This is a genomic window from Streptomyces sp. SD15, from assembly GCF_054462255.1.
On the sequence record NZ_JBTLMO010000017.1, the window covers coordinates 119,455 to 139,853 of the forward strand.

Consider the following 20,399-nt stretch of genomic DNA (forward strand, 5'->3'; position numbering starts at 1 on the left):
GCGCGCTCAGGGCGTGTGCGTCGCGCAGTAGTGCCATCCCGCATCTGGAGGAGAGCCATCGTGCCTCGTACCGTCAGGGACGTCGTCTTCGTCGACGGCGTCCGCACCCCGTTCGGCAAGGCGGGCCCGAAGGGCATCTACCACGAGACCCGCGCCGACGACCTCGTCGTCAAGGCCATCCGGGAGCTGCTGCGCCGCAACCCCGGCCTGGACCCCAAGAAGATCGACGAGGTCGCCATCGCCGCGACCACGCAGATCGGTGACCAGGGTCTGACGCTGGGCCGTACGGCCGGCATCCTCGCCGGGCTCCCCCAGTCGGTTCCCGGCTACTCCATCGACCGCATGTGCGCGGGCGCGCTGACCGCCGTCACCACGACCGCGGGCTCCATCGCCTTCGGTGCGTACGACGCCGTGATCGCCGGTGGTGTCGAGCACATGGGCCGCCACCCCATGGGCGAGGGCGTGGACCCGAACCCGCGGTTCGTCAGCGAGAAGCTGGTCGACGAGTCCGCCCTCTTCATGGGCATGACCGCCGAGAACCTGCACGACCGCTACCCGCACATCACCAAGCAGCGCGCCGACGAGTACGCCGTGCGCTCGCAGGAGAAGGCCGCGAAGGCATACGCCAACGGCAAGATCCAGCAGGACCTGGTGCCGATCTCGGTGCGCAACACCAACGCGGAGGTCGGTGAGACCGGCTGGGGCCTGGTCACCGCCGACGAGCCGATGCGCCCGGGAACCACCCTGGAGAACCTCGCCGGTCTGAAGACGCCGTTCCGTGTGCACGGCCGGGTCACCGCCGGTAACGCGGCCGGTCTGAACGACGGCGCCACCGCGTCGATCATCGCGAGCGAGGACTTCGCGCGCGAGAACAACCTGCCGGTCAAGATGCGCCTGGTCTCCTACGCCTTCGCCGGCGTCGAGCCGGAGGTCATGGGCTACGGCCCGATCCCGGCGACCGAGAAGGCCCTCGCCAAGGCCGGCCTGTCGATCGAGGACATCAACCTCTTCGAGGTCAACGAGGCCTTCGCCGTCCAGGTCCTGGCCTTCCTCGACCACTACGGCATCGCGGACGACGACGCGCGCGTCAACCAGTACGGTGGCGCCATCGCGTTCGGCCACCCGCTGGCCTCCTCCGGCGTCCGTCTGATGACGCAGCTGGCCCGCCAGTTCGAGGAGCAGCCGAACGTCCGCTACGGCCTGACCACCATGTGCGTCGGCTTCGGCATGGGCGCGACGGTCATCTGGGAAAACCCGCACTTCGAGGGGGACAAGTGAGCACCACCGCTGAGCTTTTGAAGGGTGCGGCCGAGCTGTTCCCCGACGAGGTCGTGACGTCCGCGAACGTCCGTCACCTCGACCTGCCCTTCGGCGCCGGGCGCTTCGCGCTCATCACGCTGGACAACGGATTCGACCACACCAAGCCGACCACCTTCGGCCCTGCGTCGCTGGCGAACCTGAACGCCGCCATCGACCAGGTCGAGAAGGAGGCCGCGGCCGGCGAGATCGTCGGTGTCGGCGTCACCGGCAAGCCGTTCATCTTCGCGGTCGGCGCGGACCTCAAGGGCGTAGAGCTCCTGAAGAACCACGACGACGCGCTCGCCATCGGCAAGGGCGGCCACGAGGTCTTCAAGCGGCTGTCCGCGCTCGCGGTGCCGACCTTCGCGTACTACAACGGTGCGGCGATGGGCGGTGGCGTCGAGGTCGGTCTGCACTGCAAGTACCGGACCGTCTCGAAGGCCATCGCGGCCTTCTCGCTCCCCGAGGTGTTCCTGGGTCTCGTCCCGGGCTGGGGCGGCTGCACGATCCTGCCGAACCTGATCGGTGCGGACAAGGCTGTCTCGGTCATCATCGAGAACTCGCTCAACCAGAACAAGCAGCTCAAGGGCCGGCAGGTCTTCGACCTCGGCATCGCCGACGCCCTGTTCGAGGGTGCGGACTTCCTGGAGCAGTCGCTGATCTGGACGGCGAACGTCCTCAAGGGCGACGTCACGGTCGAGCGTCCGGAGATCGACCGCGGCGAGGCCTGGGACCAGGCTGTCGCCAAGGGCCGGTTCATCGCCGACGGCAAGGTGCACGGAGCGGCCCCGGCCGCGTACCGCGCGCTGGACATCATCGAGGCGGCCAAGGACGGTGACCTGCAGAAGGGTTACGACGCCGAGGACGTGGCCCTCGCCGACCTGATCATGGGTGGCGAACTGCGCTCCGGCATCTACGCCTTCAACCTGGTCCAGAAGCGCGGCAAGCGCCCGGCGGGTGCGCCGGACAAGTCCCTCGCGCGTCCGGTCACCAAGGTGGGCGTCGTGGGCGCGGGCCTGATGGCCTCGCAGCTCGCACTGCTCTTCCTGCGCCGCCTCGAGGTGCCCGTCGTGCTGACGGACATCGACCAGGAGCGCGTCGACAAGGGTGTGGGCTACGTCCACGCCGAGATCGACAAGCTGCTCGGCAAGCGCCGCATCAACCAGGACAAGGCCAACCGCCTCAAGGCCCTGGTCAGCGGTGTGCTGGACAAGGCCGAGGGCTTCGCGGACGCGGACTTCATCATCGAGGCCGTGTTCGAGGAGATCGGCGTCAAGCAGCAGGTGTTCGCGGAGGTCGAGGCGGTCGCCCCGGCGCACGCGATCCTCGCCACCAACACCTCCTCGCTGTCGGTCACCGAGATGGCGTCGAAGCTCAAGAACCCCGAGCGGGTCGTGGGCTTCCACTTCTTCAACCCGGTCGCGATCCTCCCGCTCCTGGAGATCGTCCGCGGTGAGCAGACCGACGACGCCTCGCTGGCCACGGCCTTCGGTGTCGCCAAGAAGCTGAAGAAGACCGCGGTCCTGGTGAAGGACGCCCCGGCGTTCGTCGTCAACCGCATCCTCACCCGCTTCATGGGCGAGATCCAGAACGTCATCGACGAGGGCACGCCGGTCGAGGTCGCGGAGAAGGCGGTGGAGCCCCTGGGCCTGCCGATGTCTCCCCTGGTCCTGCTCGAGCTGGTCGGCCCCGCGATCGGTCTGCACGTCTCGGAGACCCTCAACCGGGCCTTCCCGGACCGCTTCACGGTCTCCCCGAACCTCGCCGCCGTCGTCAAGGCGGGCAAGCGCGGCTTCTACGTGTACGACTCCGGGAAGCCGGAGCTGGACCCCGAGGTCGCCGCGCTCCTCAAGCAGGGCGATGTCGTCCTCACCGAGGAGCAGGTCCGTGACCGCGTCCTGGACGCCGTCGCCCAGGAGATCGGGCTCATGCTCGACGAGGGCGTCGTCGCCGAGGCCCAGGACATCGACCTCTGCCTGATCACCGGCGCCGGCTGGCCCTTCCACCTGGGCGGCATCACGCCGTACCTGGACCGCGAGGGCGTCTCCGAGCGGGTGACCGGGAAGCGGTTCCTTGCTCCGGGCGTGGCGTCGGTTCCCGCGTAACCGTCGTACGACTCCGTCCATGACCGAGGGCCTCACCATGGTGTGGGGCCCTCGGTCATGCGTCAGTAGTTCCCACCGTAATACGCGGCCGTCGGCGCCCCGGCCGAGGCGTTCATCACCGTGAAGGGCACCTGGGTGACCGGAGATTCGGCACCGGAGGGGTCGACGGCGAAGACGTCGACGACGTGCATGCCCGCGCCCCAGGCCCAGCCCGAGTCCCACGACCAGCTGCCGTTCGGGGCGACCGCAGCACCGCCCAGCAGCGCGCCGTTCTCCCGGAATCCCACCTGCGCGGCGCCCGTGGCGGCGCCGGTGAAGACCACGCGGGAGTCCATCACCTGCTCGTAGGCCACGGGTTCCAGCACCACCGGCGCGGCCGCGCTCTGTCCGACCGTCGACAGCACGGCACCCCCCATTGCCGGTGTCCCGAAACCTGCCGGGACAGCGGCCCCGCTCGAGCTGTCGACCGCGGTGAAGAGCACCTCGGTCCGCGCGGACTGGAAGCCGGCCGCGTCCACCGCGTAGACCTTCACGGGGTGCTTGCCCTTGCTCCAGGCCCTGCCCAACTCCCAGGACCAACTGCCGTCGGCGGCGACATCGGCCTGCCCCAGAAACTTGCCGTGCTCCCAGACGCTCACGCGGACGGCGCCCCGGGCGGAGCCCGTGATCCGTACGGCGTCCCTGCGCACCTCCGACCCGGACGCCGGTGCCGTCACCACGGGCGGCGGGAACTCCGGGCCCCTCACCACCGCGGTGGCGGCGAGATACGAGGTGATGGCCGACCGGTCGCGGTCGGGCTCCTCGTACCCGTTGCGCACGAAGCCCAGACGCGGAGCGATCCCGTCGATCAGGAAGTTGACGATGCCCATGAGGACTGGGACGTTGCGCCCCGCCACCTGTGTGTGGTCGGTGATGTGCGGGGAGTCGCTGAAGATGAAGTTGAAGTTCTCGTAGTGCTGAAAGAGACCCAGAAAGGGCTCCACCTGCACCGGATACTGATCGTCCTGGGCCGAGGACACCAGGTAGATGTTGGCCGTGGGGTTGACGCCCGAGCGCACCAGGTCGGGAAGGAGCGAGTCCACGATCCGCACGTTCTGCTCCGGGACGCTTTCGCCGAGCATGAAGCGTGCGACACCGGGGTGCACGTCCCTGACGTACGTACCGACCAAGAACTGCGGCGCGATGGAGACGATGTTCCTGAAGCCGTACTTCAGACCGAAGTAGAGGGCCGCGCTACCGCCCTTCGAACCGCCCCACAGGGTGACGGAGTCCGGGGTGAGGTCGAGGGCCTTCATCACCTTCGAGATGAGGGTGACGACGGACTGCTCCAGGGAGAAGTCCATCTCCTTGCACAGGTAGTAGCTCCGGTTCCCGTCGAACCTGTCACGGATCCAGAGGATGTTCGCCCGGAGCTTGTCGAACACGCCGTTGGACCAGCCGTAGTCACCGGGCGCGGCGAAGTTGGCGAAGACGACGACCAGATGGCGGTTGCCCTTCTGGGCATGGGTGAACCGGTACTCGACCGGAAACGTCCCGGAGGCTTCGATCCCCATCAGCAGTTGCCGCTCGTTCGCGGGTGCTTTGGACATGTACGGACTCCACTTTCTGATCTGCTTCGAAGTCGGGCGGCGGGTGCGGTGCTCAGTACCCGGCGGGTGTCGCACCGGCCGAGGCGTTCAGGACGGCGAAGGGCGCGGGAGTCGCCTCGGACTCGCCCCCTGCCGCGTCCACCGCGAAGACCTCGACGGTGTGCGCCCCCTCTCCCCAGGGCCAGCCCGGATCCCAGGACCAACGGCCGTCGAGGGCGACTGCGCCGGACCCCAAGAAGACGCCGTTCTCCCTGAATCCCACCTGGGTGGCACCTCGGGCGACGCCCGCGAAGCCGACCGTCGTCCCCAGCACCCGCTGGTATGCCCCCGGTGTCTGGACCACCGGCGCCGGGAGTCGGCCCTGGCCCCCCTGGCCGACGTGCTCCGAAACCGTGAACCGCACCTCGGTGCGCTCCGACTGGTAGCCGTTCGAATCGACGGCGAAGAACCTCACCGCGTGCTCGCCCGCGCTCCACGGCCTGCCCGGCTCCCATGTCCAGCCGCCGTCGGCGCCGACGGGAGCCGACGCCAGGTACTTGCCGTTCTCCCAGATGCTCACGCGGACCGCTTCGGGCGCCCAGCCCGCGAAGCTGACGGCCGCGGCAGGCACCATGGACTGCGCCGCGGGTACGGTCACGACCGGCGCGGTGAACGAGTCCTGCACCACTGAGGTGGACTTGAGGTATGCCTCGATGCCCGACATGTCGGCTTCCGGCTCCTCGTAGCCGTGTCGGGCGAGGCCGAGACGCGGAGCGATTCCCTCGACGAGCAGGAAGGCGATCCCCAGCAGAGGGGGCGTGTTGCGCTGGGTCACCTTCCCGTGCCCCGTGATGAACGGGGATTCACTGAAGATGAGGTTGAAGTTCTTGTACCGCTGGAGCAGCCCGAGGTACGGCTCCACCTGAGTGCTGTACTGCTCGTCCTGCGGCGAGGACACCACATAGATGTGCGCCTCCGGGTTCGCACCCGACCTCAGCAGGTCGGGCAGGATCGCGTCGAGGACGCCGACGTTGTCGTCCGACATCGCCTCGCCCAGCATGTGCCGGCCGGTGTCGGGGTAGTCGTCGCGCACGAACGTGCCGATCCGGAGCTGCGGAACGCTGGCGACGATGTTCCGGAATCCGTACCTCAGCCCGAAGTAGAGCGCCGCGCTGGCGCCCTTCGAACTGCCCCACAGAGTGACGTCGCCGGGCGTCAGTCTGAGAGCCTTCAACACCTTCGAGATGAGCCCGATCACGGACCGCTCGACGGCGAAGTCCATGTCCTTGCACAGGTAGTAGGTGTTCTGGCCGTCGAACCGGTCGCGGATCCAGAGAATGTTCGACCGGAGGTTGTCGAAGACACCGGTGGCCCAGCCGTAGTCGTCCGGGGCGTAAATGTTGGCGAAGACGACCGTCAGATGCCGGTTCCCGCTCCTCGCCTTGGCGAACCGGTACTCGACGGGGCAGCCGCCGGAGGCGTCTATCCCCTGGACCACGTGGCGGCCCTTCGCGGATGCGTTAGACATGGTGCGGTTCCACTCTCATCAGGTGCTTCGAAGTCAGGCGGGTGCGGTACCCCCGGCGGGATGGATGCCCGAGACAGGTTGATACGTCGGAACTGTGGTGTTCGGACAAACAATCGGCCATCATGTCGTGATGCTTCCGACCACCTCCCGGTCCGCGTCCGGGCGACGCGAGCGTCGAGGGCGCCGGTTCGTGGCCGCGGCGACGGCGTTGCTGGGACTCGCGGCAGCGGTGACCGTGGCCCAGACGGTCGGGCCGAACCGTTCCTCGGCGTCGGCCCAGACGCTGACCGTGGCGACCTGGAACATGTGCGGCGTGCAGGAGTGGGGCTGCGCCGGAACCGGCAGCCGCAGTGAGAAGCGGCGGCAGCTCAAGCTGCTCGCCACCCGGTCGGGAGCCCGGGTGATCCTGGTGCAGGAGGCGTGCGCCGACGACCTGGCCAGGACCCGCAAGGCGCTCGGGGCGTCCTGGCGCAGTGCCTTCACCGCGTACAAGTGGCGCGGCGAGAGCGGACGTACGAGCACCGTGCGGTGCGCGGCGCGTGGTCAGGGCGCGGCCGGGTTCGGGATTCTCTCGGCCTCGACGCTGTCCCGGGTGGCTCCGGTGGCCTCGCAGCAGCCCACGGTCGGACTGCAGCGCGGCATCCTCTGCGCCAGGGTGGCCGCGTACGACATCAAGGTGTGCGACGCCCACCTCAGTCTGCCCGGCAGCGACCTGGCCCATCCCGACTGGGAGCTGCGCGACGACCAGCTGAAGGCGCTGGTGGCCGCCGCGGCCGGCCGACGCACCGTCTACGGCGGTGACTTCAACCTGGATCCGCCGGGCGCGGGCAACCGCTCCAGCTGGGTGTGGCCCGACGCGCCCTACACCACCCAGCTGGAGTGCGACCAGTCGTCCGCCGACTCGCGGTCGGGTCGCGCCACTCATCCTTCCGGTCACAAGCTCGACTACCTGTTCACCGGGCTGCCGAGATCACGATGCAGCCTGCGGGACACCGGTGCCTCGGACCACCGCGCGCTGCTGGTCCAGGTGCGTACGAAGTGAGTACGCATCAGACGATCACCCCCTCGTAGGTCCGGCCGTCGGGAAGCTGCCGGTTGAGCGGTACGGCCGGCAGCACCGCCTGCCGCACCCGGGCGGGCTGTGACGAAGCCTGCGGGATCTGCTGACCGCCCTGACTCTGCTGCTGGCCCGGATGGGGCTGACCGGGCATCGCGTTCACTCCGTGACCGACGGACGCCGTGGGCTGCGTGTCCACGTGAGGGCCCTGCCTCGGCTGAGGGGTGAACCACATGCCTGCCGGCTGAAGTTGCTGCAACTCAGTACCTCGCGCCTGTCCCCGCGCTGCCGCCGCGACGGGGGCGGTCTGCGGAGTCTCTTTCAGGGGGATCGGTGTGAGGGCACGCCCCGCGTGACACGTGTCCACCGTGCCGACAGCCGGCGCCACCCCGTCCCCCGGCGCCAGGTCGCCACCCGCGATCAGCAGACGGTCGGCCAGCCGGGCGGACGCGTAACCGTCGTCCAGGTCGCAGAACTCGCGCTGGAACCAGCGGTAGCGCTCGGTGTAGTCGGCCTGGATTCGGTCGATGTCACCGATCGCGGACACCAGTTCGGCAGAGCTGAAGACCAGGGGGCCCGGTGCGCTGTGCTCGAAGTCGAAGTAGAAGCCGCGCAGCGTGTCGCGGTAGTGGTCCAGGTCGTAGGTGAAGAAGAGGATCGGACGCCCGGTGTTGACGTAGTCGAACATGAGGGACGAGTAGTCCGTGATCATCACGTCGGTGATCAGCGACAGGTCGGCCATGTCCGGGTAGTCGGAGACGTCGTAGACGAATCCGTCGCCTGCGCCCGGCACCGGGTCCACCACGTTCGGGTGGCGGCGCACCATCAGGACGTGGTCGTCGCCCAGACGGGCTCGCGCGTCCTCGAGATCGATGCGGAAGTCGAACTTGTACTTGCCGGGCGAGTAGAACTGGTCGTCCCGCCAGGTGGGCGCATACATGATGACCCGCTTGCCGGGCGGCAGTCCGATGCGGCGGCGGATCTCCTGTTCGCGCTGCTCCATACCCGGCCGGCGCAGGATGTCGTTGCGCGGATAGCCGCACTCCACCATCTCGCCGGGGAAGCCGAAAGCGCGCTTCAAAATCGGGGTGGAGAAACTGTTCGGCGAGACCAGCATGTCCCAGTTCTGCACCTCCTTCTCGACCCGCTCCAGATAGCGCTGGTCGGCGAAGTGGATGGCCTCGATGTCGTGGCCGATCTTCTTCAGCGGGGTGCCGTGCCAGGTCTGTACGACGACCTGCCCGTCACTCTTCTGGAACCAGTCGGGGAGGTGGTTGTTGGCTACGACGTACCGGCTCCTGGCCAGGGCGTCGTACCACTGGGGCGACCACATGCGCACCGGGGTCGCCGTCGGGGGCACCTCGACCTGGTCGTCCTTGACAACCCACAGGTGTTCGAGGTCCACACCGCGCCGCACCAGTTCCTCGTGCAGGGCGCGGGGGCTGTCCGAGTACTGGCTGCCCTTGAACGCGTCGAAGAGGATCGCGGGGCGGATCTTCTTGCGGCGGGCCGCGGGGTAGGCCTTGGTGCGCAGCAGCTTCTGGCGGTACGGGCCGCGGGCGTTGTCCGGCATGGCGGAGTGGACCAGCAGGGAGAGCCGGTCGTAGGCCTCGGCCTGGAGCTCGTAGCGGCGCTCGTCCGCCTCGTACTGCTGCGGGAACTCGGCGATCAGGTTCTGTTCGATCTTGACCATCAGGTCTTCGAGACGGTCCTCGGGAGCGACTGCTGAGAGGTCCTGGCGGCGAAGGAAGAAGTCCCAGCGGCCGGCGGCGAGCGGGATACCTCCGGCCAGCGTCCGCATGGCGGCGGGGGTGAGCGCGCTGCGGAACTCGTTGCCGCTCCAGATCAGCGGGACGGCGCGCTCCGCTCCGTGGGCGCGCGAGCGCACCACCAGGTGCGCCGCCTGGTACTCCTCGGGCGAAAGCTGGTCGGCGGCCAGATAACGGCCGCGGATCTCCAGCGAGCCGTCCTGGTTCCAGGCGACACCGGTCGCCGTGGGCAGGGTCGCGCGCTCGAAGAGAACCAGGTATCCGGAGCCGTTGCGGTGCACGACGACTTCCCGGTCACCGGCGCGAGTCTGCAGTGAGCCGGGCATGCGGTAGTGCCCGTCCGGCGTCTCCTCCGCCATGACCGGATAGATGGTCATCTTGCGGCCCTCGACGCGGAAGGTGGTCTTCCAGCCGTTGCTGCCCATGCTCCATGACTGCGGAATCTCCGCGCCGGCCTGAGCGTCCGCCCTGAATCCCGGGACCAGTTCACGCAGCGGCACCCGGGTCGTGAACGTGCACCAGCCGTCGCCGCCCGCGGCGAAGCGCACCCAGGCGTCCTGCCGGCCGGCGCCGCTCATGCTGCTGACGCGGAGCTTGCCCCACTCGGGCACCTTGGGCCCCAGGTAGACGCCACGCAGCTCCAGTTGCTCGCCCACGACACGGTGCCCGGTGATCCGGCAGCGCACAGTCTCCACGCGAAGCTTGAGCTTGCCCTGCAGGAAGAGCGGCACGATGCGGGTGTTCTTGTCGACATAGCGGTACGGCGGGTTGGCGGCCGTTCCGGCGCCCCCCCGGTCGATGCCTCGGTAACGGAACAGGCCCCGGCTGAAGACGCCAGCGGCGACGTCCCAGGTCCCCTCGACCCACGCGCCCTTGCGCTTGAGACGGGTGATGTCGAAGCGGGCCTCGAAGCCGGCCCAGTCGTAGCAGTAACGGTTCTGGTTGGAGTGCTCGGTGGCCTGCGGCGCGTACATGGTCTTCGCCGTCGCGACGATCGTCCGGCCCTGCTTCTTGTTGCGCAGCGCGATCGCCTTCGTCGACATATGCCGTTTGTGCACGTTGATGAAGCGCACATAGGCGTTGCCGGTGAGGGTCAGCATCTCGGTGGAGTGCCAGCGCGCCCCGGTGAGCGAGCCGTGCAGCGAGAGCTCCTTGTCGAGCCGGTACGCCTTCTTGTCGAGACCGACCTGGCGGTCCCCCAGGTAGGGGTACTTGAGGTACCGGTGGAACCGGCGCTGCACAGGCATCGGGCCGCCGCGGCGCTCGAACTCGATCACGTCGAGCAGTTCGTCCAGCCGCCCGTCGCGCACCAGGAGCCACTTGACCCGGGCGTCCGCGGGGAGTTCCTCGATGATCGTGGGGTCCGCCTCGCTCAGGAACTCGTTGGCCCAGTCCATGAAGGCGTTCCGGTACTCCTCGTCGGCGTCCGGCAGCACCTTCAGATGCAGCATCAGGTCCGACTTCAGGCAGGCGAGGTCGTACTTCCGCTTGCTCTCCACGTACATGCGGGAGCGGCGTTCGGCGAGGAAGCGGCTCACCGACTGCACGGCCGCGACCCGGTCCTGGAGGTTGGACAGCTCTGTGTGCCGCTGAGTGATCGACGGAGCGGCTCCACCCTCCCTGCGCCGCCAGAAGTAGACGATGTCCGTGATGACGTCGACCTTGGCGGCACGGAAGTGGGCGAACATGTTGACCCAGGAGTCCTCGTAGAGAACGCCCTCGGGGAACTCGATGTAGTGGTAGTCCCAGAAGGACCGTCTGAAGAGCTTGTTCCAGACGGTGCGGTCGTAGATGAGCGCGTCGAACTTCGTGATGTGCGTACCGCGCCGATTGCTCTGCATCGGGGTCTTGTGCAGCGGTGACTGCCACTTCTTGGTGGAGTTCATCATCTGCACGTTGCCCGAGACGAAGTCCGAGCCGGACTCCTCCAGGGTGCGGACCAGCAGCTCGTACGCGTACTCGGGAATGACGTCGTCCCCGTCGACGAAGGCGAGGAACTCACCCTCGGGGTGCATCGCGCGTAGACCGACGTTTCTGGCCTGCCCAGGACCATGCGACTCCTGGCGAATCATGCGGAATCGCGCATCCCGGGCACAGAACTCAGCCGCGATCTCGGGGGACCTGTCCGTCGACCCGTCGTCGACGAGGATCACCTCGAAGTCCCGGAAGGACTGGCGCGCTATCGATTCCAGGCACTCCGCGAGATAGACCTCGACATCCTGAAATGGCACGACAACACTCAGACGCGGCCGTTCCGCCAACTCCAGCTCCCACCACGACATTTCGCCCATCCGGAAAAACCGGTCAGGTCCCTCCGGACACCCCACCCCTGCGCGACCCGCCCGCTCCAGGCCCCCTTGTTGCCTCCGAGCACCGCCGCCCCCTGCGACCTCGTGAAGACGCCCTGAAAACGCCTTGACGCTAGAACCACAGGATCAGCACATCTTATGTCAGCCTTAAGAGTGGTCAAGGGCTCGCAATGTGTTGTTAACCGCAGCGATGGGCTAGAGTCTGCGGCCCTTTGAGCAGTGCCTATAGTTGCGCCACTGAACCGAAGACATCAGTGGGCCGGCCTCCCCCCACCCGGGCCCCACCACTCCGCTGCGCGGAGCCCGCGAGGAGAGGGACCGAACACCATGACGCACAGCGCCACCACCGAGTCGCGGCGCGCCCGCCGTGCCGCCCCCGGCGGCCCGGGGCATTCCGAGGGCGGCAGACGCAAGCGCAAAGAGCGCGGCAAACGCCGTTGGGGCCGAATAGTGCTGCTGGTTCTCGTGGTCCTGTTGCTGGCCGCGGGAGGTACCGGCTACTGGCTCTACAGCGACCTCAACTCCAACATCAAGGGCGTCGACATCGACAAGGCCCTCGGCGACGAGCGCCCCGAGAAACTGCCTACCTCCGGGCAGAACATCCTGATCCTGGGCTCCGATTCACGCGCCGGCGCCAACGCCGACCTGGGCACGGGCAACGTCTCCGGAGCGCGCTCCGACACCGCCCTGGTGATGCACATACCCGAGGGCCGCGCGAAGGCCGTCGCCATCAGCATCCCGCGCGACACCCTCGTGACCCGGCCGGAGTGCGCCAAGTCGGACGGTTCGACGCTTGCTTCGGCAAAGCGTGTGATGTTCAACTCTGTGTACTCGCTGGCCGGTCCGGCGTGTGTGGTCAAAACCGTGGAGGAGATCTCCGGGGTGCGGATGGACCACTTCGTGGAGATCGACTTCGCCGGCTTCAAGGGGCTCGTCGACGCCATCGGCGGTGTGCCGGTCACGATCGACGAGGCCATCAAGGACACGTCCAGCGGCCTGGACCTGAGCGCCGGAACGCACAAGCTGAACGGCACCGAGTCCCTCGCGTTCGTACGTACCCGGCACGGAGTCGGCGACGGCAGCGACCTCGGACGCATCGGGCTCCAGCAGCAGTTCATGATCGCCCTGCTCTCCGAGATCAAGAAGCAGGACCTGCTCGGCAGCCCCACGAAGACGTACAAGATCGCTAACAGCCTCACCGAGTCGCTCACCACCGACTCCGGACTGGCCTCCTTGACCAAGCTGGCCGACTTCAGCCGCAGCATGAACGGCGTCGACCCGTCCACTATGGAGACGATCATGCTTCCGGTGGCGTACGACAAGGTGGACCCGAACCGGGTGGTGGCCGCGGAGCCGCAGGCGACGACCCTGTGGAAGGCGATCCGCACGGACTCGACGATCCCCGAGTCCGCCAAGAAGTCCCCCGCGACGGGCGGCTGAGCAGCGGGACACCGTGAACCGGGGGCGTGGCACAGGACGGCACCACGCCCCCAGCCATGTTCCGTAGGAAGAGTGTTCCGCATGAAGAGTGGGGATCAGAGCCGCTGCCAGTGCGTCAGGGCCAGGCCGGCGCTGTCCTCCTGACGGGCCACCCGCGGCACGCCGTCCGGATCGATCAGCGCCATGACCACCCGCCCCCGGCCGTCCTGGGCCAACGCGGGAGCCCCCTGGCAGAGTTCGGCCAAGGCGTACCACCAGAATCCGCTCGCCTCGTTCTCGGTCCCGCCCACACCGAGCACGACCGCTCCGTCCTGTCCCCGGCAGGCGAGTACGACGCAGTCGTAGCCGTCCAGTGCGGTGCGCAGCACCGCGTAGGGCCCCTCGGCGGGGGACTCCCCCAGCGGCACGGGCCAACCGCCCGGCCGCCAGGCGGCGGCAAAACCGTCGGCGGAGTCCGTCCAGAAGAAAGTGGCGCGTTCCGGACCTGTCTCCAGCACCGCGACCGTGCCCGGCAACGGACGTAGCGAGAACCCGCGTGGTGCGGCGAAGCCGCCGCCCGCCTCCGTCTGCCGCCACAGCAGCACGCCTGTCTGCGCGGCGGCGCAGACCTCGATCCGTCCGCCGGAGAGCGCGACGGGCACGGGCAGTGCGTCGATGGCGCTGCCGTGCAGATCCTCCCAGGGCTTCCACTTGCCGCTCGGTCCCTCGCGGCGCAGCATCAGGCCGTGGTCCGCGCTCCGCGCGAAGACGTACACGGAGCCGTCGGAGGCGATCGCGCCGACCGGCACGCCCAGTGCCCGGCCGTGCTCCCGGTCCTTGTGCGGGTTGCCCAGTGAGCGCCAGTCGGCGAAGGCGAGACCGGTCTGGTACTGGATGGCGTGCACGATGTCCACGCTCGTGGCACCGTTGCCGCCGGTGCGTTCCCTGCGGCCAAAGAAATGGACATAACGGTCGGCACCCTGCGTCACCGTCAGGTCGGTCAGGCCGGACGCGGCCACGAAGTGCGGTCCGCTCCAGCCGGGCCCGCCGACGGCCGTCTCGGTCCAGTACAGCAGTCCGCCGTCCGTGGGCGCGTACAGGCTGAGTCGGCCGTCCTTGCCGAGAGTGAGCCAGTTGCCGCGGGCTGCCCCGGACGCCACGCGCCCCTGGTTCGCCGCCGTGGTGACCCCGACCGGGCGGGCAGAACCCACAGAGTCTGCCGACCTTCTCCGCATGGCCTGGCGTCACCTTCCTGAAGCCCACCGCGTCACAACGCGGAAAACCTGACCGAGCTATATCCGCCACATCATATGCCGCTCGCTCACCAGTTCCCCGGCCACCGTCGCGCGAGCGCCGCCCCGCCCGCCGGTGACGGCCGGCGGCGCGGACACCGCCATGCACCGACACTGGTCCCGGCGACCCCACCACCGTGGGGACCGGCGGGTGGCAGTGGCTGCTGCGCCTGCCCTGCCTACGGCACAGAATCGCAGGAGGAAGCGCCATGACGACACTCGTGATCATCGACGCCGCCAACGTCGTGGGCTCCGTCCCCGACGGCTGGTGGCGCGACCGCCGGGGTGCCACGGAGCGGCTGCGGGACCGGCTGGCGGCAGACGGGATTCCCGGACGGGAGGATGCCGTGGAGATCGTGCTCGTGGTCGAGGGTGCCGCCCGGGGCGTGGAGTCCGTGCCCGGGGTGCGGGTCGAGGCGGCCACCGGCAGCGGGGACGACCGGATCGCGGAGCTTGCGGCCGAGGCCCGCGGCCGCCCCTGCCTGGTGGTGACCGCGGACCGCGAACTGCGGCGCAGGGTCACCGAGTCGGGCGCCGAGGTCGCCGGGCCGCGTACGGTCCGAGGCGAACCCTGAAGCACCCGCGGACGATCACCGTCCGCGCGCGACACGTCGGCCCCGCGGCTGCACCGTCAGAGCGCCCCCTCACCGCGTCGTGGAAACCAGACCTCCTCCCCCGCCCGCTCCGGCCGGACGTAGAACACGGCCCCGTCCACCGTCGTCAGCTCTTCGTAGTGCGCGGCCAGTAAACGGCGCAGGGTAGGGACCCGTTCCGGCCCGAAGGGTTTGCCGCGGCAGTCGTCGACGATCAACACGGGTGGATGGGCGGTGAGTTCGTCGCGGAAGACGGCCCAGGCGCCGTCGATCGCGTATTTCTCCCCCACCTGCGGCCCGTCCCGCCCCCCGCTGTAGTTCGTCAGGAAGCCCGCCGTCAGATAGCGGCTCGCCGGGGTGCGGTCCGCCAGCCAGTACGTCTCCGGGTGTATCCCCCAGACCAGAACCCGGTCGCCCGGCCCGCTGCGCGCGCGTACCGCCTCCGCCACGCGCTGCACGTGCGCCAGTTCGGAGCGCGGGGCCAGGATGCCCCACGCGAGGAACACCGCGCAGCAGCACACCGACGTCAGCATCGCCGACGCCCGCCGCTCCCGCGGCAGGATCTGCACCGCACCGGTGGCCAACAGGACGACGGCCGGGATGAGTTGGAGGTAGTAGTGGCCGAAGAAGTGGAAGCCGACCATGACGGCCGCCGCCGACGCGGCCAGCCACAGCCACAGGTCCGCCGAGCCCGTACGGGCGATACGCAGCACCCGGACGACCGGTGGCAGCAGCCCCGCGCAAGCCGCGGCCAGGATCGCGGAGTTGGTCAAGGCCCGTACCAGCACGTGGAGTTCGGAGCCCGTGAAGGAGGCGTACGCCCCCGAACCCGTCACCGTCCAGAAGACGAATCCCGCCGGGTCGGTCAGCAGGGCCGCGCCCAGGACGGGCAGCACGGCGCCCGCCGTCAGCCGCAGGACCCCCGAGTCCCGGACCCCCCTCAGCCGCTCGGCGAGCGAGCCCCCCGACTTCCCCGCCGGGCACGCCACCGGTCGCCCGGCGTCCGGCTCACGGGACCGCCACAGCAGCCACACCACCGGCACCAGCACCGCCCCACCCGTCTGCTTCGCCAGGAACGCACAGGCGACGGCGGCTCCCGCCGCTCCCCAACGCCGCCTGTCCGCACACCACATGGCCCCCGCCGTGCACGGCAGCGTGAACACCTCGAAGGTCGCCGCCTGTGCGTCCTCGGGGTTGAGCCCGATCGAGGCCAGCAGATACAGCACACCCGCCGTACGCCCGGCCGGGTCGCCCCAGCGGCGCCTGGCCAGGGATGCCAGCAGCACGGCGGTCACCAGCTGGGCCACGGCCGCGAGGACCCGTACGGATGTCAGCGACCCGGAGCCGAACACCGCGAACGCCCCCTCGTACAGCCATGGCACGAGCGGCGGCTTGCGGTCCACGACCGTCCGGTACAGCTCCCCGCCGTCCGCGAGTATCCGCGCCTGTACGGCGAGATAGCCCTCGTCCGGGTTCCACAGCGGTCGTACGAAGGAGGGGGCCCGGGTGAGACAGGCCAGCACCGCGAGGACGGGCAGCAGCCGTCTCCAGTAGCCGCGGCCCGACACTCGTGACTCGACTACGGAGCGCGGTGATTCCAGGAGCTCGGCGAGCATACGGTGCACGCTATCCGGCCCCGCAGTCCCTATCGAAGCGGGACATACGGGGCCGGGGCAGCAAAGCGGAGATTAGACCGACCGGCAATTGGAGGGTGGGAGAAGGAGCGGGGTCTGGTGCGTGCAGCTGCAAGGCGGAGGAGGGAGTGATGGCGGAGCCATCGCGACCGACGACAACGCGGCAGATGTGCGTGCCAGACCCCGCGACGCCGCCCTCCAATTGCCGGTCGGTCTTACTCCTCGCCCGGGCCCGGTCGCTTCAGCACCTCGCCCACCGTTGTCTCCTCGTGCCGCCCGAGACGGCTGTGCGTTTGCCCGTACAGGAAGTAGACCGCGATGCCGATGACCATCCAGATCCCGAACCGGAGCCAGGTCTCGGTGGGCAGGTTCAGCATCAGCCACAGCGAGGCGGCCACCGACAGGATCGGGACCCACGGCACCAGCGGGGTGCGGAAGGCGCGGTGCAGGTCGGGGCGGGTACGGCGGAGGATGACGACGCCGATCGCGACGACCACGAAGGCGAAGAGCGTACCGATGTTGACCAGTTCGGCGAGCGCGCTGAGGCTGGTGAAGCCCGCGACGATCGCGATGATCACGCCCAGCAGGATGGTCGGCCGGTGCGGGGTGCGGAACTTCGGGTGGACCTGGGAGAAGAACCGCGGCAGCAGTCCGTCGCGGCTCATCGCGAAGAAGACCCGGGTCTGGCCGAGGAGAAGGATCATGCAGACCGTCGTCAGACCGACGGCCGCGCCGAAGCCGATGGTGCCCGCGAACCAGGGGTGCCCGGTCGCCTTGAAGGCGTCGGCGAGCGGGGCGTCGATGGAGAGCTGGCTGTAGTGCTGCATGCCCGTGACGACGATCGACACGAGGACATAGAGCGTGGTGCAGATGAGGAGCGAGCCGAGGATGCCACGGGGCATGTCCCGCTGCGGGTTCTTGGTCTCCTCGGCGGCGGTGGCCACGACGTCGAAGCCGATGAAGGCGAAGAAGACGACGGAGGCGGCCGTGAAGATGCCCAGCACGCCGAAGTTGGTGGGTGCCCAGCCGAACATCACCTGGAGGAGCGGGGATTTGAGACCACTGCCCGCCTCCACCTGCTGCGCCTTGGGGATGAAGGGCTTGTAGTTGTCACCGTTGACGAAGAAGGCGCCCGCGATGATCACGATCAAGACGACGGTGACCTTGATGGCGACGACGACCGTGGTGACCCGGGCGGAGAGCTTCACCCCGACGACCAGGATGGCGGTGAGCACCAGCACCAGCAGAAAGGCGAGGATGTCGAAGCCGAACCCGGTGGCGTGTTCCCGTCCGCCGAGCTCCGCCGGCAGATGCCAGCCGACGTTGTCCATCAGCGAGCGCACGTACCCCGACCAGCCGACGGCCACCACCGCCGTGCCGAGCGCGAACTCCAGGACCAGGTCCCAGCCGATGATCCAGGCGGGCAGCTCGCCGAGCGAGGCGTAGGCGAAGGTGTACGCGGATCCCGCCACCGGGACAGTGGAGGCGAACTCCGCGTAGCAGAGCGCGGCCAGGCCACAGGCGATGCCCGCGACGATGAACGCCAGCGACACCGCCGGGCCCGCGTTCTGCTTGGCGACCTTGCCGGTGAGGACGAAGATGCCGGTGCCGATGATCACACCGACGCCGAAGACGGTGAGATCCAGAGCGGACAGCGACTTCTTGAGTGCGTGCTCCGGCTCCTCAGTGTCCAAGATCGACTGTTCGACCTTCTTCGTTCTGAAGAGGGTGCTGCTCACGGGTACCTCCCACGCTTGTCGTCCTCGACATGATCGAGACGGCCGGCGCTCCGTACGCCCCGACATGAGCCGGTTCACGCGAATGGGCCGGTTCCTCCACCCGTAGGGGGTGGAGGAACCGGCCCATTGGACCTGTGGGGCGTACGTCAGTCGCGCGCGGGCTCCACCGAGTCCACGATCTGCGGGGTCGTACGGTCGAACCGGCCGTCGAGCTTGGCGACGAGCCCGGTGACCTGGCGGGCGATGTCCGGCGCCGTCAGACCGATCTCCGTCATGACCTCGGCACGGGAGGCGTGGTCGAGGAAACGCGGCGGGATGCCGAAGTCACGCAGCGGAACGTCGACGCCCGCGTCGCGCAGGGCCTGCGCGATCGTCGATCCGACGCCGCCGACGCGGGAGTTGTCCTCGACGGTGACGACCACCCGGTGCTGCTCGGCGAGCGGGGCCATGGCCTCGTCGACGGGCTTGACCCAGCGCGGGTCGACGACGGTCGTGGAGATGCCCTGCTTGTCGAGGAGGTCGGCGATCTCCAGGCACATCGGCGCGAGCGCGCCGACGGAGACCAGCAGCACGTCGGGCACGGCGGAGTGCGACGCGCGCAGCACGTCCATACCGCCGATCCGGCCCACCGCGGGCACGGCCGGGCCGACCGCACCCTTGGAGAAGCGGACCACGGTCGGCGCGTCGTCGACCTCGACGGCCTCGCGCAGCTGGGCGCGGACCTGGTCGGCGTCGCGCGGCGCGGCCAGCCTGAGGCCCGGGACGACCTGAAGGATCGACATGTCCCACATACCGTTGTGCGAGGCGCCGTCGGTGCCGGTGACGCCCGCACGGTCCAGCACGAAGGTGACGCCGCACTTGTGCAGGGCCACGTCCATCAGCACCTGGTCGAAGGCGCGGTTGAGGAAGGTCGCGTAGACGGCGAAGACGGGGTGCAGTCCGCCGGTGGCGAGGCCGGCCGCGGAGACGGCGGCGTGCTGCTCGGCGATGCCGACGTCGTACACCCGTTTGGGGAAGGCCTTGGCGAACTTGTCGAGGCCGACCGGCTGGAGCATCGCGGCCGTGATGGCGACGACGTCCTTGCGCTCCTGGCCGAGCTTGACCATCTCCTCGCCGAAGACGGAGGTCCAGTCGGCGCCGGAGGAGGCGATCGGCAGGCCCGTGTCGGGGTGGATCTTGCCGACGGCGTGGAAGCGGTCCGCCTCGTCCTGGAGGGCGGGCTGGTAGCCGCGGCCCTTCTCGGTGAGGCAGTGCACGATCACCGGGCCACCGAAACGCTTGGCGCGGGCCAGCGCCGACTCCAGGGCCTCGATGTCGTGGCCGTCGATGGGGCCGACGTACTTGAGGCCGAGGTCCTCGAACATGCCCTGCGGGGCAATGAAGTCCTTGAGGCCCTTCTTGGCGCCGTGCAGGGTCTCGTAGAGCGGCTTACCGACGACGGGCGTGCGCTCCAGCAGGTCCTTGCCCCGGGCCAGGAAACGCTCGTAGCCGTCCGTGGTGCGCAGGGTCGCCAGGTGGTTCGCGAGGCCACCGATCGTGGGGGCGTACGAGCGCTCGTTGTCGTTGACGACGATCACCAGGGGGCGGTCCTTGGCGTCCGCGATGTTGTTGAGCGCCTCCCAGGCCATGCCGCCGGTGAGAGCGCCGTCCCCGATGACGGCCACCACGTGGTCGTTCTTCTCGAGGACCTCGTTGGCCTTCGCCAGGCCGTCGGCCCAGCCGAGGACGGTGGAGGCGTGCGAGTTCTCGATCACGTCGTGCTCGGACTCGGACTGCGAGGGGTAGCCGGACAGGCCCCCCTTCATCTTCAGCTGCGAGAAGTCCTGGCGGCCGGTGAGGAGCTTGTGGACGTAGGACTGGTGGCCCGTGTCCCACAGCACCCTGTCCTTGGGCGACTCGAAGACGCGGTGCAGCGCGATGGTGAGCTCCACGACACCGAGGTTGGGGCCGAGGTGGCCGCCGGTCTTGGAGACCGCGTCGACGAGAAAGGTCCTGATCTCGTCGGCCAGCTGGTCCAGCTGCTCCAGGCTGAGCCGGTCCAGATCGCGCGGTCCCCTGATGCGGGTCAGCAGCGGCACCCGTGCCTC

At 68.9% G+C, this 20,399-nt stretch carries 12 protein-coding genes; 5 read left to right on the forward strand and 7 right to left on the reverse strand.

Annotation, left to right across the window (positions count from 1 at the left end; genetic code table 11):
- The first annotated feature begins 60 nt into the window (after positions 1–60).
- Entirely contained in the window at positions 61–1,278 is a 1,218-nt protein-coding gene (locus ACX28W_RS19040) for a thiolase family protein (RefSeq protein WP_459000174.1), read from the forward strand.
- A complete protein-coding gene (locus ACX28W_RS19045; protein WP_459000175.1) occupies positions 1,275–3,404 on the forward strand; it encodes a 3-hydroxyacyl-CoA dehydrogenase NAD-binding domain-containing protein in 2,130 nt (709 codons plus the stop codon). Before ACX28W_RS19040 ends, ACX28W_RS19045 begins: the two co-directional genes overlap by 4 nt.
- Before the next feature lie 62 nt (positions 3,405–3,466).
- On the opposite strand, the gene ACX28W_RS19050 is transcribed toward ACX28W_RS19045, so the two are convergent.
- A complete protein-coding gene (locus ACX28W_RS19050; RefSeq protein WP_459000176.1) occupies positions 3,467–4,993 on the reverse strand; it encodes an Ig-like domain-containing protein in 1,527 nt (508 codons plus the stop codon).
- A gap of 52 nt (positions 4,994–5,045) precedes the next feature.
- Positions 5,046–6,500, reverse strand: a complete 1,455-nt coding sequence (locus tag ACX28W_RS19055; RefSeq protein ID WP_459000177.1) for a hypothetical protein — start codon at positions 6,498–6,500, stop codon at positions 5,046–5,048.
- A 130-nt stretch (positions 6,501–6,630) separates the two neighbouring features.
- On the opposite strand from ACX28W_RS19055, the gene ACX28W_RS19060 reads away from it, so the two are divergent.
- Positions 6,631–7,542: an endonuclease/exonuclease/phosphatase family protein gene (locus ACX28W_RS19060; RefSeq protein WP_459000178.1), complete on the forward strand. Its 912-nt coding sequence runs from the start codon at positions 6,631–6,633 to the stop codon at positions 7,540–7,542.
- A 7-nt stretch (positions 7,543–7,549) separates the two neighbouring features.
- Here ACX28W_RS19060 and ACX28W_RS19065 read toward each other — a convergent pair whose 3' ends face one another.
- Positions 7,550–11,608 carry a bifunctional glycosyltransferase/CDP-glycerol:glycerophosphate glycerophosphotransferase gene (locus ACX28W_RS19065; protein WP_459000220.1) on the reverse strand — a complete coding sequence of 1,353 codons (4,059 nt, stop codon included), beginning with the start codon at positions 11,606–11,608 and terminating at the stop codon, positions 7,550–7,552.
- 354 nt (positions 11,609–11,962) lie between these two features.
- Between ACX28W_RS19065 and ACX28W_RS19070 the strand changes: the two genes are divergently transcribed.
- Positions 11,963–13,075: an LCP family protein gene (locus ACX28W_RS19070; protein ID WP_459000179.1), complete on the forward strand. Its 1,113-nt coding sequence runs from the start codon at positions 11,963–11,965 to the stop codon at positions 13,073–13,075.
- Positions 13,076–13,170: 95 nt separating this feature from the next.
- On the opposite strand, the gene ACX28W_RS19075 is transcribed toward ACX28W_RS19070, so the two are convergent.
- On the reverse strand, positions 13,171–14,265 hold the full coding sequence (locus ACX28W_RS19075; protein ID WP_459000180.1) for a PLL family lectin: 1,095 nt from the start codon (positions 14,263–14,265) through the stop codon (positions 13,171–13,173).
- 290 nt (positions 14,266–14,555) lie between these two features.
- On the opposite strand from ACX28W_RS19075, the gene ACX28W_RS19080 reads away from it, so the two are divergent.
- Positions 14,556–14,921, forward strand: a complete 366-nt coding sequence (locus ACX28W_RS19080) for a PIN domain-containing protein (protein WP_459000181.1) — start codon at positions 14,556–14,558, stop codon at positions 14,919–14,921.
- A gap of 56 nt (positions 14,922–14,977) precedes the next feature.
- On the opposite strand, the gene ACX28W_RS19085 is transcribed toward ACX28W_RS19080, so the two are convergent.
- From ACX28W_RS19085 to dxs, 3 genes are all read right to left on the reverse strand, one after another.
- Positions 14,978–16,555, reverse strand: a complete 1,578-nt coding sequence (locus ACX28W_RS19085) for an ArnT family glycosyltransferase (protein ID WP_459000182.1) — start codon at positions 16,553–16,555, stop codon at positions 14,978–14,980.
- Positions 16,556–16,788: 233 nt separating this feature from the next.
- On the reverse strand, positions 16,789–18,312 hold the full coding sequence (locus ACX28W_RS19090) for an amino acid permease (RefSeq protein ID WP_459000183.1): 1,524 nt from the start codon (positions 18,310–18,312) through the stop codon (positions 16,789–16,791).
- Positions 18,313–18,458: 146 nt separating this feature from the next.
- Positions 18,459–20,390: a 1-deoxy-D-xylulose-5-phosphate synthase gene (dxs, locus tag ACX28W_RS19095; protein ID WP_459000184.1), complete on the reverse strand. Its 1,932-nt coding sequence runs from the start codon at positions 20,388–20,390 to the stop codon at positions 18,459–18,461.
- Between the last annotated feature and the right edge of the window lie 9 nt (positions 20,391–20,399).

What these genes read in the sequence shown, in the direction of transcription:
- ACX28W_RS19050 (WP_459000176.1), bottom strand. Translation starts at nt 4,993, where the DNA reads ATGTCCAAAGCACCCGCGAACGAGCGGCAACTGCTGATGGGGATCGAA.
- ACX28W_RS19055 (WP_459000177.1), bottom strand. Translation starts at nt 6,500, where the DNA reads ATGTCTAACGCATCCGCGAAGGGCCGCCACGTGGTCCAGGGGATAGAC.
- ACX28W_RS19060 (WP_459000178.1), top strand. Translation starts at nt 6,631, where the DNA reads ATGCTTCCGACCACCTCCCGGTCCGCGTCCGGGCGACGCGAGCGTCGA.
- ACX28W_RS19065 (WP_459000220.1), bottom strand. Translation starts at nt 11,608, where the DNA reads ATGTCGTGGTGGGAGCTGGAGTTGGCGGAACGGCCGCGTCTGAGTGTT.
- ACX28W_RS19070 (WP_459000179.1), top strand. Translation starts at nt 11,963, where the DNA reads ATGACGCACAGCGCCACCACCGAGTCGCGGCGCGCCCGCCGTGCCGCC.
- ACX28W_RS19080 (WP_459000181.1), top strand. Translation starts at nt 14,556, where the DNA reads ATGACGACACTCGTGATCATCGACGCCGCCAACGTCGTGGGCTCCGTC.
- ACX28W_RS19085 (WP_459000182.1), bottom strand. Translation starts at nt 16,555, where the DNA reads ATGCTCGCCGAGCTCCTGGAATCACCGCGCTCCGTAGTCGAGTCACGA.